The sequence below is a fragment of the Mesorhizobium sp. M1B.F.Ca.ET.045.04.1.1 genome (assembly GCF_003952465.1).
GTDB classification, from domain to species: Bacteria; Pseudomonadota; Alphaproteobacteria; order Rhizobiales; family Rhizobiaceae; genus Mesorhizobium; species Mesorhizobium shonense.
This window is the reverse complement of sequence record NZ_CP034448.1, coordinates 3,336,379-3,350,410: the sequence shown is the minus strand read 5'-3', so window position 1 is coordinate 3,350,410 and position 14,032 is coordinate 3,336,379. Positions and strand designations below refer to the sequence as shown.

At 63.6% G+C, this 14,032-nt stretch carries 15 protein-coding genes and 1 pseudogene; 7 read left to right on the top strand and 9 right to left on the bottom strand.

Features of this window, described 5'->3' with window-relative positions; genetic code table 11:
• Positions 1–99: 99 nt before the first annotated feature.
• The 3 genes from corA to EJ071_RS16325 all read left to right on the top strand — a co-directional run bounded on the left by corA (position 100) and on the right by EJ071_RS16325 (position 2,116).
• Positions 100–1,074 carry a magnesium/cobalt transporter CorA gene (gene corA / locus EJ071_RS16335; protein ID WP_126098761.1) on the top strand — a complete coding sequence of 325 codons (975 nt, stop codon included), beginning with the start codon at positions 100–102 and terminating at the stop codon, positions 1,072–1,074.
• Positions 1,075–1,187: 113 nt separating this feature from the next.
• On the top strand, positions 1,188–1,649 hold the full coding sequence (locus EJ071_RS16330) for a MaoC family dehydratase (RefSeq protein WP_126098760.1): 462 nt from the start codon (positions 1,188–1,190) through the stop codon (positions 1,647–1,649).
• The gene (locus tag EJ071_RS16325; protein ID WP_126098759.1) at positions 1,646–2,116 is read left to right on the top strand and encodes a MaoC family dehydratase; all 471 of its coding nucleotides are present in this window, start codon (positions 1,646–1,648) and stop codon (positions 2,114–2,116) included. Before EJ071_RS16330 ends, EJ071_RS16325 begins: the two co-directional genes overlap by 4 nt.
• A 159-nt stretch (positions 2,117–2,275) precedes the next feature.
• On the opposite strand, the gene EJ071_RS16320 is transcribed toward EJ071_RS16325, so the two are convergent.
• From EJ071_RS16320 to petA, 4 genes are all read right to left on the bottom strand, one after another.
• The gene (locus EJ071_RS16320) at positions 2,276–2,821 is read right to left on the bottom strand and encodes an adenine phosphoribosyltransferase (protein WP_126098758.1); all 546 of its coding nucleotides are present in this window, start codon (positions 2,819–2,821) and stop codon (positions 2,276–2,278) included.
• Positions 2,822–2,919: 98 nt separating this feature from the next.
• Positions 2,920–3,780: a cytochrome c1 gene (locus EJ071_RS16315; protein WP_126098757.1), complete on the bottom strand. Its 861-nt coding sequence runs from the start codon at positions 3,778–3,780 to the stop codon at positions 2,920–2,922.
• 19 nt (positions 3,781–3,799) lie between these two features.
• A complete protein-coding gene (locus tag EJ071_RS16310) occupies positions 3,800–5,104 on the bottom strand; it encodes a cytochrome b N-terminal domain-containing protein (protein ID WP_126098756.1) in 1,305 nt (434 codons plus the stop codon).
• 16 nt (positions 5,105–5,120) lie between these two features.
• A complete protein-coding gene (gene petA, locus EJ071_RS16305; RefSeq protein WP_126098755.1) occupies positions 5,121–5,681 on the bottom strand; it encodes a ubiquinol-cytochrome c reductase iron-sulfur subunit in 561 nt (186 codons plus the stop codon).
• Between the two features lie 312 nt (positions 5,682–5,993).
• Here petA and EJ071_RS16300 point away from each other — a divergent pair, with 312 nt between their 5' ends.
• Positions 5,994–6,338, top strand: coding sequence for a cupin domain-containing protein (locus EJ071_RS16300; RefSeq protein ID WP_126102615.1), 345 nt, complete (start codon positions 5,994–5,996; stop codon positions 6,336–6,338).
• 82 nt (positions 6,339–6,420) lie between these two features.
• Here EJ071_RS16300 and EJ071_RS16295 read toward each other — a convergent pair whose 3' ends face one another.
• The 4 genes and pseudogenes from EJ071_RS16295 to EJ071_RS39495 form a co-directional block, all read right to left on the bottom strand.
• Positions 6,421–6,732, bottom strand: a complete 312-nt coding sequence (locus tag EJ071_RS16295) for a DUF6665 family protein (protein WP_126098754.1) — start codon at positions 6,730–6,732, stop codon at positions 6,421–6,423.
• A gap of 9 nt (positions 6,733–6,741) precedes the next feature.
• Positions 6,742–8,624: pseudogene (locus EJ071_RS16290) on the bottom strand (ABC transporter ATP-binding protein).
• Positions 8,621–10,516 (bottom strand): ABC transporter ATP-binding protein, encoded by a 1,896-nt coding sequence (locus tag EJ071_RS16285; protein ID WP_126098753.1) that lies wholly within the window; start codon positions 10,514–10,516, stop codon positions 8,621–8,623. The pseudogene EJ071_RS16290 and the gene EJ071_RS16285 overlap by 4 nt, the downstream one beginning before the upstream one ends.
• A gap of 25 nt (positions 10,517–10,541) precedes the next feature.
• A complete protein-coding gene (locus EJ071_RS39495) occupies positions 10,542–10,940 on the bottom strand; it encodes a hypothetical protein (protein ID WP_245460272.1) in 399 nt (132 codons plus the stop codon).
• Between the two features lie 483 nt (positions 10,941–11,423).
• Here EJ071_RS39495 and EJ071_RS16275 point away from each other — a divergent pair, with 483 nt between their 5' ends.
• Positions 11,424–11,882, top strand: coding sequence for a tRNA (cytidine(34)-2'-O)-methyltransferase (locus tag EJ071_RS16275; RefSeq protein WP_126098752.1), 459 nt, complete (start codon positions 11,424–11,426; stop codon positions 11,880–11,882).
• 231 nt (positions 11,883–12,113) lie between these two features.
• Positions 12,114–12,557: a redox-sensitive transcriptional activator SoxR gene (soxR, locus tag EJ071_RS16270; RefSeq protein ID WP_126098751.1), complete on the top strand. Its 444-nt coding sequence runs from the start codon at positions 12,114–12,116 to the stop codon at positions 12,555–12,557.
• A 3-nt stretch (positions 12,558–12,560) separates the two neighbouring features.
• Here soxR and EJ071_RS16265 read toward each other — a convergent pair whose 3' ends face one another.
• A complete protein-coding gene (locus EJ071_RS16265; RefSeq protein WP_126098750.1) occupies positions 12,561–12,818 on the bottom strand; it encodes a hypothetical protein in 258 nt (85 codons plus the stop codon).
• Between the two features lie 121 nt (positions 12,819–12,939).
• Here EJ071_RS16265 and hemF point away from each other — a divergent pair, with 121 nt between their 5' ends.
• Positions 12,940–13,854: an oxygen-dependent coproporphyrinogen oxidase gene (gene hemF, locus EJ071_RS16260; RefSeq protein WP_126098749.1), complete on the top strand. Its 915-nt coding sequence runs from the start codon at positions 12,940–12,942 to the stop codon at positions 13,852–13,854.
• Positions 13,855–14,032 lie beyond the last annotated feature (178 nt).

The following is a 14,032-nucleotide window of genomic DNA, read 5'->3' as shown; positions in this document are numbered from 1 at the left end:
GCAGGGCTAAGCGGCCGGGGCTGACAGGCTCCATGAGCCTGTGCCATCCGGACGACGCTTCGAACGAAATCTCTTTGGTCCAGCAAGGGAGACCCGGCGATGATCAAGGCCTTCGTCGTGGACAATGATCGCCTGCGGGTCACCGACGATCTTACCCGAGACGGCGACAGGGTTGTTTGGGCCGACCTGTTCAATCCCACCAAGGAGGAAGAGGCCGTCATCGAGGGCTGGCTGGGCATTGCCATCCCGACCCGAGAGGAGATGGAAGAAATCGAGATCTCGAGCCGCCTCTATGTCGAGGACGGCGGCTACTTCATGACCGCCGTGCTGCCGGCGCAGACCGAGGTCGACGACCCATTGATGTCGCCGGTGACCTTTGCGCTCGCCGGCAACCGGCTGATCACCATTCGCTATCACGAGCCCAAGGCCTTCAAGACCTTCCCGCTGCGCGCCGAAAAGGTGGCGACCGGCTGCACCAGCGGCGACACCATCCTGATCGGCCTCCTGGAAGCGATCGTCGATCGGCTGGCCGATATCCTCGAGCGCGCCGGCCGTGACGTGGAAGTGATCTCGCGCGACATCTTCGAGGCGCGCTCGACCAAGGCTTCGAAGCGCAGCCGCGATTTCCAGGAGCTCTTGAAAGGCATCGGCCGCAAGGAGGATCTCGCTTCCTCCGTCCGCGACAGCCTGATCTCGCTGCAGCGCCTGGCCGGCTTTCTCACCCATGTCGCTGCCCAGACCAAGATGAGCAAGGACGTGAGGGCCCGCATCAAGACGCTGTCGCGCGACGTGCTGTCGCTCGCCGACCACGCCACTTTCCTGTCGCAGAAGATCTCCTTCCTGCTCGATGCCACGCTCGGCATGATCTCGATCGAGCAGAACGCCATCATCAAGATCTTCTCGGTCGCCGCCGTCATCTTCCTGCCGCCGACGCTGGTCGCCTCGATCTACGGCATGAACTTCGACATCATCCCCGAGCTCAAATGGGAGTTCGGCTACCCCTTCGCCATCGGCCTGATGGTGATCTCGGCAATCCTGCCCTTCTGGTATTTCCGCCGGCGCGGCTGGCTCTGACCGCGCCAGCGGAAGCAACTGGCTCACCAGAAAGGACTTGACCAAACTGGCTCGGGCCTTCATCCGGGGTGCCCGACCGTGGGGATCACGCATTCGTCAACCGGATTGCCGATATGACCGGAAAGACCTGGGCCTATGAGGACTTCGTCGAGGGCGTCTCGCTCGACCTCGGCGGCAAGAATGTCAGCGCGGCCGAGATCATCGAATTCGCCAGCGAATTCGATGCCCAGCCGATGCATCTCGACGAGGAGGCCGGCAAGGCCAGCATCCTTGGCGGCCTTTCGGCTTCGGGCTGGCACACCTGCGCGATGTTCATGCGCATGCTGTGCGACGCCTTCCTGCTCGATTCGACCTCGCAAGGCTCGCCGGGCATCGAGCATGTCAAATGGAAGAAGCCGGTTCTGGCCGGTGATCGCCTTACCGGCAAGGTCACCGTGCTTGCCAAGCGCCAGTCCAAGTCGAGGCCTCAGCTCGGCTTGGTCAGCATGCGCAGCGAGTTGTTCAACCAGCGCGGCGAATGCGTCTTCGAGCTCGAGAACACGGGCTTGTTCCTGACCCGAGAGGCCATCGCGTGACCCTGGACGAGTATTTCCTGATCGGTGAAACCGTCACACTCGGCTCGCATAAGTTCGGCGCGGAAGAGATCAAGGCCTTCGCCAAGAAATACGATCCGCAGGTCTTCCATGTCGACGAGGAGGCGGCGAAGAAGAGCGTGCTCGGCGGGCTCTGCGCCTCTGGCTGGCACACCGCCGCCACCTGGATGAAATACAACCTCGAAAAGCGCATGGAGACCGAGGGCGTGCGCTGGACCGGTCCCGGCCCGCAGCCCGAATTCGGTCCCTCGCCTGGCTTTCGCAATCTCAAATGGCTGAAGCCGGTCTATGCCGGCGAGACCGTTACCTTCACGCGCACCGCGCTTGCCCATCGCCCCCTTGCCGGGCGCCCCGGCTGGAGCCTGCTCACGCTGCGCTCGGAAGGTTTTGACTCGACCGGCGACAAGGTCATCGAGTTCGACAGCGCCGTGCTGGTGAAGGTGGAGTAGTGCGTCTCTCCTTCTCCCCTTGTGGGAGAAGGTGCATTGCCGCGGAGCGGCAAGACGGATGAGGGGTGTACCAGCGGAGTGAGAGGCTGGCGTTCCCTGGCACACCCCTCATCCGTCGCCTTCGGCGACACCTTCTCCCACAAGGGGAGAAGGGAAGAGCTAATGCCCCTCGAACCCGATCAGCGTCCTAACCGGCACGCCGAGCGCTTCCAGCTTCTGCCGCCCTCCAAGGTCGGGTAGATCGACGACGAAGCAGGCGGCGACGATGTCGGCGCCGATCTGCCTGAGCAGCTTCACTGCTGCTTCCGCCGTGCCGCCGGTGGCGATCAGGTCGTCGACCAGGATCACCTTCTCGCCGGGCGAGACGCCGTCCTTGTGCATCTCCATCTCGTCCAGCCCGTATTCGAGGCTGTAGGCGACGCGAACCGTCTCGTAAGGCAGCTTGCCCTTCTTGCGGATCGGCACGAAGCCAGCCGAAAGCTGGTGCGCCACGGCGCCGCCCAGGATGAAGCCGCGCGCCTCGATGCCGGCGATCTTGTCGATCTTCAGCCCGGCATAGGGATGCACCAATTCGTCGATGGCCCGGCGGAAAGCGCGCGCATCGCCGAGCAGCGTGGTGATGTCGCGAAACAATATGCCGGGTCTGGGGTAATCCGGAATCGTGCGGATGGCCGCAAGCAGCGTGTCTTCGAGGGAGGATTTCATGGGCGGTCTGATCCGTTGCCGCACAGTTTTGCCGGCAAGCGGCCGAAAAGAAAAGGGCGCCTTTCGGCGCCCTCGCATTTTTCTGGAAGGCAAGCGCCTCAGTGCGCCACGTCGGCCCACACCTTGCGCTTGGTCATATAGACCAGCGCGCCGAACAGCAGCAGGAACACCAGCACGCGGAAGCCGGTCTTCTTGCGGTCTTCGAGGTGCGGCTCGGCGGCCCACATCAGGAATGCGGCAACGTCGCGCGAATACTGATCGACCGTCTGCGGCGAGCCGTCGTCATAGGTCACCTGGCCGTCCGAAAGCGGCTTCGGCATCTTCAGCGACACGCCGGACAGGAAGTACGGATTGTAGTGCGTGCCTTCCGGGATCGCCATGCCGGCCGGCGGCGTCTGGTCGTAGCCGGTCAACAGCGAGTGGATGTAGTCCGGCCCGCCCTGCGCATATTGGGTGAAGATGTCGAAGACGAAGCGCGGGAAGCCGCGCTCGACGCCGCGCGCCTTGGCGAGCAGCGACATGTCGGGCGGCGCGGCGCCGCCATTGGCGGCAGCTGCGGCCTGCTCGTTCGGGAACGGCGCCGGGAAGTGGTCCGAAGGCTTGCCCGGACGGTCGAACATGTCGCCGGCATCGTTCGGGCCGTCATGGATGGTGTATTCGGCGGCCAGCGTCTTGATCTGCGCTTCCGAATAGCCGAGGCCCTCCAGCGTGCGGAACGCCACCAGGTTCATCGAGTGGCAGGCCGAGCAGACTTCCTTGTAGACCTTCAGGCCGCGCTGCAGCTGGGCCTTGTCGTAGGTGCCGAACGGGCCGGCGAAGCTCCAGCTCATCTCCTTCGGCTCGTTGATCGGGAAATGCGTCGGCGCCGCCTCGGCGTGCCCCTGCTCCTGAGCGGTGGCTGCTCCAACGCCTGCCGCCAGAAGGCCGAGCACCGCCAGCGAGGTGAGAATCTTCTTCATGCCAAATCCCCTCAGATTCTCAGCCCTTGGTTTCCGGCGCGCTCACCGCGCCTGCCGGATGTCCGCCGGCCCCCTTGTTCTTCTTTTCCAGCACCGCCTCGGTGATCGAGTTCGGCAGGCGCCGCGGCGTCTCGATCAGGCCGAGCACCGGCATGACGACCAGGAAGAAGGCGAAGTAGAACAGCGTCGCCATCTGCGCCATGAACACATAGCTGCCTTCCGCCGGCTGCGAGCCCAGCCATCCGAGCAGGATGGCGTCGGCCACGAACAGCCAGAAGAACAGCTTGTACCAGGGCCGGTAGACCGCCGAGCGCACCTTCGAGGTGTCGAGCCACGGCACCAGGAACAGCATGGCGATGGCGCCGAACATGCACAGCACGCCGCCGAGCTTGGAATTGATCGGTCCGATGTTGAAGGTGATGGCGCGCAGGATCGCGTAGAACGGCAGGAAGTACCATTCCGGAACGATGTGGGCCGGCGTCTTCAGCGGGTTGGCGACCGTGTAGTTGTCGGGGTGGCCGAGATAGTTCGGCAGGTAGAAGACGAAATAGGCGAAGACGAACAGGAACACGATCATGCCGAACGCGTCCTTGATGGTGGCGTAAGGCGTGAAGGCGACGGTGTCGGTCTTCGACTTCACCTCGATGCCGGTCGGGTTCGACTGGCCGACGACATGCAGCGCCCAGATGTGCAGCACGACGACGCCGGCGATCATGAACGGCAGCAGGTAATGCAGCGCGAAGAAGCGGTTCAGCGTCGGATTGTCGACGGCGAAGCCGCCGAGCAGCAGCTCCTGGATCCAGTTGCCGACCAGCGGAATGGCGCTGAAGAAGCCAGTGATGACGGTGGCGCCCCAGAAGCTCATCTGTCCCCAGGGCAGCACGTAGCCCATGAAGCCGGTGGCCATCATCAGGAGGTAGATGATACAGCCGAGGATCCACAGCAGCTCGCGCGGCGCCTTGTAGGAGCCGTAGAAGAGCCCGCGGAAGATGTGGATGTAGACGGCGACGAAGAAGAACGAGGCGCCGTTGGAATGGAGATAGCGCAGGAGCCATCCCGAATTCACGTCGCGCATGATCTTCTCGACCGAATCGAAGGCGAGAGTGGTATCGGACGTGTAGTGCATGGCCAGCACGATGCCGGTCAGGATCTGCGCCGCCAGCATGATCGAAAGGATGCCGCCGAACGTCCACATGTAGTTGAGGTTGCGCGGCACCGGATAGGCGACGAAGCTGTCATAGACCAGCCTGGGCAGCGGCATGCGGGCATCGAACCAGCGTCCGATTCCGGTCTTCGGCGTGTAGGTGGAGTGTCCCTCGCTCATCGAAATATCCCCTGCCTCAGCCGATAAGGATCTTGGTATCGGAAATGAATTTGAATACCGGGATCGCCATGTTCTCGGGCGCCGGGCCTTTGCGGATGCGGCCGGCGGTATCGTACTGCGAGCCGTGGCACGGGCAGAACCAGCCGCCGAAATCGCCTTCCTGGCCGAGCGGGATGCAGCCGAGATGGGTGCAGACCTGCACCATCACCATCCAGGCTTCCTTGCCGGGGGTAGTGCGGTTGGCATCGGTCGCCGGCGCGTCGGCCGGCAGGTTGGCGTTGCGCGCGACCGGATCCTTGAGATCATTGAGGCTGACCGTCGCGCCGTCCTTCATCTCTTTCTCGGTGCGGTTGCGCACCACGACCGGCTTGCCGCGCCACTTGACGACCAGCGAGCTGCCGGGCTGCAGCGAAGAGACATCGACCTCGACCGAAGCCAGCGCCAGCGTCGAGGCATCCGGCTGCATCTGGTCGATGAACGGCCAGGCGACGGCCCCTGCGCCGACCACGCCGGCCATGCCGGTGGCGATATAGAGAAAATCGCGACGGTTGGGATCGTGGATGTCGGTTGCGCTCACGGGTGCCTGATCCTTTCGCCTCTTTCCGTGCCGGCGGCCGAGCCTTGTCCCCGCTCCATCGCGCCGGCCCGACAGCGCATGGCGAACAGGCTAGCGAATTCCTCCGGCATTTGGAGTTCGGTTTATGCGTGAAGCCCGTTTTTGTCCAGACGCGTGAAGGCACAAGGGCACATTGTCGCGGGTGTAGGTCACGGCCTGCGCCGAGGTGTCGTCGGCAGACCGCCGAACGCCTTGAAACAGCTGGGAATCGAGGGCGAAAGAGAGCTCTTGTTCACCTCGACAGCGGCCGTTGGCTCGGTCTATTCTCCAGCCATGGCGCATGTCATCGATCGCGACAAATGGGCGGAGGCGCCCGACCGCTGGCAAGGCGAGCTGCAATGCGGCGCTTTTGGCTCCAGAAGCTGCCTGATCTTCAATTATCTGCCCGGCATCGGCGGCGGCCCGCGCCTGCACAAGCACCCCTACACGGAGATCTTCATCATCCGCGCCGGCACCGGCCTGTTCACGGTCGGCGACCACCAGATCGAGGCTTCGGCCGGCCAGATCCTCATCGTCCCGCCCGACACGCCGCACAAATTCACCAATCTCGGCCCTGGTCCGCTCGAGACCACCGACATCCACGAGAACGGCAGCTTCATCACCGAATGGCTGGAATAGACCATGATCCCGAACCGAAGGTCGGCGTAGCTAAAAGTGCGAACCGGTTTTCGGGAAAGATCATGGTCAGACTCAAAGAGCGCTAACTGGCGCCTAGCCTGACCAGCACCGCCCTCGGGATGTTGTATTCGCGGATCACGGCGTCGTGCTTGCGCAACCCGCAGAGTTCGCGCTGGATGAAATAGCCGTGGACGGCCGCCGCTGCCTCTTTCAGCAGCCGGTTGCGATCCCCGCCCTCGCCGTTCTCGCGCAACGTCGCCAGCGTCTCCTCGACGCGCTGGCCGGCGCGGCCAAGGGCGGCCGCCTTTTCGGCGAGGATTTCGTGGCCGAGCAGGTCGAGCGCGTTCTCCTGCGCGCCGCTTCGTCCGAAATTGCTGGGCATGCGTACCGACATGGTTGCGTTCTACTCCGCTGGCCGCGTCTCTTCCAGCACGCTCTCCTCATTGAACAGGAAGCCGCCGGACTGCCGCTTCCACAGCCGCGCATAAAGCCCGTCGAGCGCCACCAGCTCGTCATGCGTGCCCTCTTCGACGATGCGCCCGTCGTCGAGCACGACCAGCCGGTCGAGCGCGGCAATCGTCGACAGCCGGTGGGCGATGGCGATGACGGTCTTGTCCTCCATCAGCCTTACCAGGTTTTCCTGGATGGCCGCCTCGATGTCGGAATCGAGCGCCGAGGTCGCCTCATCGAGGATGAGGATCGGCGCATCCTTGAGGAACAGGCGGGCGATCGCCACGCGCTGGCGCTGGCCGCCGGAGAGCTTCACGCCACGCTCGCCGACATAGGCCTCGTAACCGGCGCGCTGGCGATTGTCGCGCAGCCCCATGATGAAATCATGTGCTTCGGCTTTGCGCGCCGCGGCGATCACCTCAGCGTCGGTCGCGTCCGGCATGCCAAGCTTGATGTTGTCGCGCAGCGAGCGATGGAAGAGCGCAGTGTCCTGGCTGACCACGCCGATATTGGCGCGCAGCGAATTCTGCGTCGCCTTGGCGATGTCCTGGCCGTCGATCAGGATCTTGCCGCCCTCGAGGTCGTAGAGGCGCAGGATGAGATTGGCTAAAGTCGTCTTGCCGGCGCCCGACGGACCGACCAGCCCGACCTTTTCGCCAGGCCGCACGACGAGGTCGATGCCGTCCAGAACTCCTGCCCCTTACCATAATGGAAGGTGACGTTCTTGAGGTCGATGCGGCCGCCGTCAACCACCAGCTGCTTGGCGTCCGGGGCATCGGTCAGGCCGAGCGGCTGCGAGATCAGCGCCTTGGAATTCTCCAGCACGCCGAGATTCCTCAAGATGCTGTTGAGCTGCATCATCACCCGTCCCAGCAGCATATTGAGCCGCAAGACGAGAGAAAGCGTGAAAGCGACGGCGCCGACGGTGATCGAGCCCTCCACCCAAAGATAGACGGCGAAGACCGCGATTGACGTGATCATGATGCCCGAAAGCGTCGTCAGCGCCATACGCACGCCGGTCAGCCGGCGCGTGAACGGCCGCAGCGCATCGAGATAGATGTCGAAGCCGCTGCGGATGTAGCGGTCGTCGCCGTCGGCGGCGAACAGCTTCAGCGTCTGCACGTTGGAATAGGAATCGACGATGCGGCCGGTGATCATCGAGCCGGCCTCGGCGGTCGCCTCGGCATGCTTGCGGATCGCCGGCAAATAGAGCCGGGCCAACCAGGCAAAGGCGGCGATCCATATCACCACCAGCACCGCCAGCCTGAGGTCGAGGCCGGCGACCAGCGCCAGCGTCGTCACCGTGTAGACGATCATGAACCAGACGACCTCGATGAAGCTCTCCATCAGGTCGCCGGTTGCCTGCCCGGCCTGCCAGACCTTGGTGGCGATGCGCCCGGCGAAATCGTTCTGGAAGAAAGCGTAGGACTGGCGCGAGACATGCCGGTGCGCCTGCCAGCGCACCAGGCTGTAGAAGCCCGGCGTGATCGTCTGTTCGTCAACCAGCGCCGAAAGGCCGACCACCAGCGTGCGGATGATCAGCACCACAGCGCCCATGAATAGAAGCTCGGGGCCGGCGGCGGCCCAGAGCGCGTGCCAGCTGCGCTCTCCGGGAAGCTGGTCGAGGATGTCGACCAGCCGCCCGACGAAATAGAACAGCCCGGCCTCGACCAGCGGCGCGATGCCGCCGATGATCAGCATGGCGAAGAAGGCGAGCTTCGCCTGCCCGACATAGTGCCAGAGGAAGCCGCGGACACTGGCGGGTGGCCGAAGATTCGATGGCTCTCGGAACGGGTAGACCCAGCCTTCGAACCAGCGATAGACGGCCTTCATCATTCCGCGGCTTCACCCTTGGCGCCAAACTCATGGGCAATCGCATCGTTGGCGGCCTCGGCCGGCATGTCGTCGAGCAGGAAGCCGCCCGACTGGCGCTGCCAGAGCTGGGCATAGAGCCCACCCTTGGCGACCAGCTCCTCGTGCGAGCCCTCCTCGATAACGCGGCCCTTGTCCATGACGACGAGCCTGTCCATCGCCGCGATCGTCGACAGCCGGTGCGCGATGGCGATGACGGTCTTACCCTGCATCAGCTTGTAGAGGTTCTCCTGGATCGCCGCCTCTGCTTCCGAATCGAGCGCCGAGGTCGCCTCGTCGAGGATGAGGATCGGCGCGTCTTTCAGCATGACGCGGGCAATGGCGACGCGCTGCCGCTGGCCGCCGGACAATTTGACGCCCCTGTCGCCGACATGGGCGTCGAATCCCTTGCGGCCGTTGTGGTCGGAAAGCCCGCCGATGAAATCGAGCGCCTCGGCCCGCCGCGCCGCCTCGAGCAGCATCTCGTCGGTCGCGTCAGGCCGGCCGTAGAGGATGTTGTCGCGCACCGAGCGATGCAGCAGCGAGGTGTCCTGGGTCACCATGCCGATCTGCGCGCGCAGCGAATCCTGCTTCACCCCGGCGATCTCCTGGCTGTCGATGAGGATCCTGCCGCCTTCCAGGTCGTAGAAGCGCAACAGAAGGTTGACCAGCGTCGACTTGCCTGCGCCGGAGCGGCCGACGATGCCGACCTTCTCGCCGGGCTTTACGGCAAGCGAGAGGTTTTCGATGACACCCTTCTGCTTGCCGTAGTGGAAGCGTATGTCCTCGAAGCGGATCTCGCCCTGGCTGACGGTGATGTCCTTGGCACCCGGCCTGTCCTCGACGAGTCGCGGCAGCGAGATCGACTGGATGCCGTCTTGCACCGTGCCGATGTTCTCGAACAGGCCCGACATCTCCCACATGATCCACTGCGACATACCCCACATCCTGAGCACCAGGCCGATGACCACGGCCACCGCGCCGATCGTCACCGCGTCGTCCAGCCACAGCCAAAGCGAGATCGCCGTGACCGAGAACAGGAGCAGCGAATTCAGGATGTAGAGCAGGCCGTAGAGTACCGTCACCAGGCGCATCGAGCGGTACACGGTATCAAGGAAGCCCGCCATGCCCTCCTTGGCGAAAGCTGCCTCGCGGCGCGCATGCGAAAACAGCTTCACCGTCTGGATGTTGGCATAGCTGTCGACGACGCGACCAGTCATGGTCGAACGCGCATTGGCCTGTTCCTCGCCGACCTTGCCGAGCCGGGGAATAAAATATCGCAGCAGCCCGATATAGCCGATCAGCCATACGCCCAAGGGTGCGGCCAGCCGCAAGTCCGCCGAGCCGACGATGAGCAGCATGCCGAGAAAGTAGACAATCACGTAGTTGAGGACGTCAATAACCTTCATGACGCAGTCGCGCACGGCGAGTGCGGTCTGCATCAGCTTGGTGGCGATGCGGCCGGCGAACTCATCCTGGTAGAAAGCCATCGACTGCTTGAGCAGGTAGCGATGCACCTGCCAGCGGATGCGCATCGGGTAGTTGCCCATCATCGTCTGCTGGTTGACCAACGAACGCACCCAGACCGTGCCGGGCAGCGCGACCAGCACGATGAAAGCCATGCCGGCCAGCTTCCAGCTCTCGGTCTGCAGGAAAGTTTCTCGGTTCTGCGCCGACAGCCAGTCGACGATGCGGCCCATGAAACCGAACATCCACACTTCGGTGACGGCGATCACCGCCACCAGCACTGCATCCACGACGATGTAGGGCCAGACGCCACGCGTGTAGTGCACGCAGAAGGCGACCAGCGTTTTCGGCGGCTCTGCCGGTTCCGCCGCGGGAAACGGATCGAGCCTCTTTTCAAACCAGCGGAACATTCCAGGCACTCGACTGTCTGTGCGCTCACGCGGCGCGGGATTGATGGGTAAGGCCTTTCGGCCGCGCGGCATGACGGGCCGGCGATACGGAATCAACTGCATCGCCGGCCCTGCTTCGCGCAATATAGGGTGTCGCGGGCTTTTCGCCGACAGGCTCGTTTGGCGATCCTGACGGCACGCTGGAGCCAGCGCGTGCTTTCTCGCCCGGCCGGAACAGCCTTGCGATACGGCGCACCAGCGAGGGCCGGCCGGGATCGGGCACGGCGCGCGAGAAATCGACATCCGGCAGCATGCCGCGATGCGGACGCCGGCGCATCTCGGCATGCACCGCCGACGAGTAGGTCTCGCCGATCAGCAGCGCCCAGGTCGCCATCTTGCGCTCGTGCAGGCTTCTTGAACCCGGTATTTTATAGGGATCGAACATCGGTCCGTCCTCCATGTGCAAATGCGTTAAAAAGGGTGACACGAACTCGACCTCCGGCATTCGGCCGGAGGCGTGAAACGCATCGGTCGGGGCATGACGGCAAGCGTCAGCCCGGACACGACGGCAAGCGTCGGTCCCGACACGTTCTTGTGGGGCGCTTGGCCCCTTTGGCAGTTTGAAAAACATCGCAAGATTCCTTCGAAGACCGAAAACTGGGTTCGGCGGGAATCAGTGCGATGAGGTTCTTAAAGTGTCAGAAGAATCGTCGTACCGAAACCGCCGTTGGGCATACAAGAGCCCCGGAGAGGCGCAGCCCGGAGAGGAACTGGAAATGCATGGTCATGTGGTCCCCCTCCTTCGGTTCGGGTTGACGATGGTGGGCATATACTCGACTTCGCAGAAAATGGCCACCCGCCAGTCCAGAAATCGCCAAAAGCGGGAGACGCCTGTGGCCGATCTGCCACTTATTAGAAGGATGCGGAAATGAACGACCGTCTCCGCATCGCGCTCTACCAGCCTGATATCGCCGGCAACACCGGGACAATCCTGCGCTTCGCCGCCTGCCTTGATCTCAGTGTCGATATCATCGAGCCGGCCGGCTTTCCGCTCTCCGACCGGGCGCTGAAACGGGCCGGCATGGACTATCTCGAAATGGCGGCGCTTTCCCGCCATGCCGACTGGCACGCCTTCGAGGAATGGCGCCGGACGAATGCGCGCCGCCTGGTGCTGCTCACCACCAAGGCCGCGACCGCCTATACCGATTTCGCTTTCGCCGGCGGCGACATCATTCTGTTCGGCCGTGAATCGGCCGGCGTGCCGCAAGAGGTTCATCAGGGGGCGGATGCGCGACTGACCATCCCGATGCGGCCGGGCGCGCGCAGCATCAATGTAGCGCTCTCCGTCGCGATGGTCGCGGGCGAAGCGCTGCGCCAGCTCGGCTAAAGCAATTCCAGGAAAAGTGTGAAACGGTTGGGCTTGGCGCCTTTGCCGTAGCCTACCGTCCGGAATTGCGTCAAAACAACGAGCCAGCATCCTCAGCCCTTCGCTACCGCGGACCGCCTCTCCTTCTGCCGTCATTCTCACCCAGGCGCACATCGCCTTCTCCTCAATTTGCCTTGCCAGGATTTCCTCGCTACAAGCTCAACCTAACTTGAGGTCAAGCGGAAACTGCGAATGGCTCCGGTGAAGGAATTGACGGTCGGCCAGGTGGCGATGAGGAGCGGCGTGGCGGTATCGGCGCTGCATTTCTACGAGGCGCGCGGCCTGATCCGCAGCCATCGCACAGCGGGCAACCAGCGGCGCTACGGCCGCGATGTGCTGCGGCGGGTGGCGATCATCCGTATCGCTCAGGAGGTCGGCATCTCGCTGGCCGAGATCGCCGCGACATTCCGGTCCCTGCCCGAAGGCCGCACGCCGACGCGCGAGGATTGGAACCTGCTTTCAACGGCTTGGCGCGACGGGCTCGACCACAAGATCAGCCAGTTGAAGAAGCTGCGCGACGGGCTGACCGACTGTATCGGCTGCGGCTGCATGTCGATCGACAAATGCCCGCTCAGGAACAAGGACGACCGGTTGGCCAGGGAAGGCACCGGAGCGAGGCGGCTGGCAGCGCGCTGATGGTCAATCGGCCGCCGGCAGCCGGCGCATGGTGAATTCAATGACGTCACCCGGCCGTTCGAACCAGCTTTCGATCTCGGTCCAGTAGGCCTGCTTGGGAAAGCGTTCGAACCATTCCTTCGCCTTGAGGCGCGCGGCCGGGCGCGGCAGGACGAAGGTCTCGCGCAGGAATCCGTCGCGCGGCCCTCTTTCGCGCTCGGCCCGCGAGCGCTCCAGCCTCTTCCTCAAGCCATCCAGCGGCGGTCTTGCCGGGGTACGCACGAAGGAACTCCTTTGTGCCTTGATCAGACAGGACTTGACCCTTGCCCTTAAGAGATTAGGGATCGCGCCCTGAAAAGACGAGTCATTTGTCAGGCGAATGGGCCTGTAACTGGAGACGGAATTGGAACGACCTGACCTTCCCGTGGGCCTGCCGGCCGACATCGAGCAGAAGAAGATGAAGGCCCGTCTCTGGTTCGAGGCGCTGCGCGAGCGCATCTGCGCCACATTCGAGCAGATCGAGCGGGAACTCACCGGGCCGCTATCGTCCTGGTCGCCCGGGCATTTCGAGAAGACGCCCTGGGAGCGCGACGAGGGCAAGGGAGGCGGCGGGACCATGTCGATGATGCGCGGCCGTGTCTTCGAGAAAGTCGGCGTGCACACATCGACCGTCTATGGCGAATTCTCTCCCGAATTCCGCAAGCAGATCCCCGGCGCCGAGGACGATCCGCGCTTCTGGGCGAGTGGCATTTCGCTGATCGCGCACCCCTGGAACCCCAACGTGCCGGCCGTGCACATGAACACGCGCATGGTGGTGACCACGCGCCAGTGGTTCGGCGGCGGCGCCGACCTGACGCCGGTGCTCGACCGGCGCCGCACCCAGGACGATCCCGATACGCTCGCCTTCCACCGCGCCATGCAATTCGCCTGCGAGAAGAACGCCGCGGTCGCCGACTACGCGAAGTTCAAGGCGTGGTGCGACGAGTACTTCTTCCTGCCGCATCGCGACGAGCCGCGCGGCATCGGCGGTATCTTTTTCGACTGGCTGCATTCGGACGAGGACAAGGGCGGCTGGGACGCCGATTTCAATTTCGTCCAGGACGTCGGACGCTCTTTCCTCGTCGTCTATTCCCACCTGGTGCGGGGCAATTTCAACCAGAATTGGACCGACGGCGATCGCGACGAACAGCTCATCCGGCGCGGCCGTTACGTCGAATTCAACTTGCTTCACGATCGCGGCACCATCTTCGGCCTGAAGACCGGCGGCAACGTCGCCTCGATCCTGTCCAGCCTGCCGCCCGAGGTAAAGTGGCCGTAAAAATCCGGTGATCGGAGAGAAGGCCGCATTGATGTCCCATTCGCCGAATCTGGGCGCGCAATGTGGCGGCTACGATTTCTTTTTCGTCTAATATCCTTTTGAAAAAATTGAGCTATTTAACGTTGCCGGGTCGGGAAGCGCCGGCGGTTCGTCTTTGCTGCGAGCCGCGACCCGACGC

Coding starts and splice junctions, on each gene's coding strand:
- EJ071_RS16330 (WP_126098760.1), top strand. CDS start 1,188: ATGACCGGAAAGACCTGGGCCTATGAGGACTTCGTCGAGGGCGTCTCG.
- EJ071_RS16310 (WP_126098756.1), bottom strand. CDS start 5,104: ATGAGCGAGGGACACTCCACCTACACGCCGAAGACCGGAATCGGACGC.
- EJ071_RS16285 (WP_126098753.1), bottom strand. CDS start 10,516: ATGTTCCGCTGGTTTGAAAAGAGGCTCGATCCGTTTCCCGCGGCGGAA.
- soxR (WP_126098751.1), top strand. CDS start 12,114: ATGGCTCCGGTGAAGGAATTGACGGTCGGCCAGGTGGCGATGAGGAGC.
- EJ071_RS16320 (WP_126098758.1), bottom strand. CDS start 2,821: ATGAAATCCTCCCTCGAAGACACGCTGCTTGCGGCCATCCGCACGATT.
- EJ071_RS16275 (WP_126098752.1), top strand. CDS start 11,424: ATGAACGACCGTCTCCGCATCGCGCTCTACCAGCCTGATATCGCCGGC.
- EJ071_RS16315 (WP_126098757.1), bottom strand. CDS start 3,780: ATGAAGAAGATTCTCACCTCGCTGGCGGTGCTCGGCCTTCTGGCGGCA.
- EJ071_RS16295 (WP_126098754.1), bottom strand. CDS start 6,732: ATGTCGGTACGCATGCCCAGCAATTTCGGACGAAGCGGCGCGCAGGAG.
- EJ071_RS16300 (WP_126102615.1), top strand. CDS start 5,994: ATGGCGCATGTCATCGATCGCGACAAATGGGCGGAGGCGCCCGACCGC.
- EJ071_RS39495 (WP_245460272.1), bottom strand. CDS start 10,940: ATGTTCGATCCCTATAAAATACCGGGTTCAAGAAGCCTGCACGAGCGC.
- corA (WP_126098761.1), top strand. CDS start 100: ATGATCAAGGCCTTCGTCGTGGACAATGATCGCCTGCGGGTCACCGAC.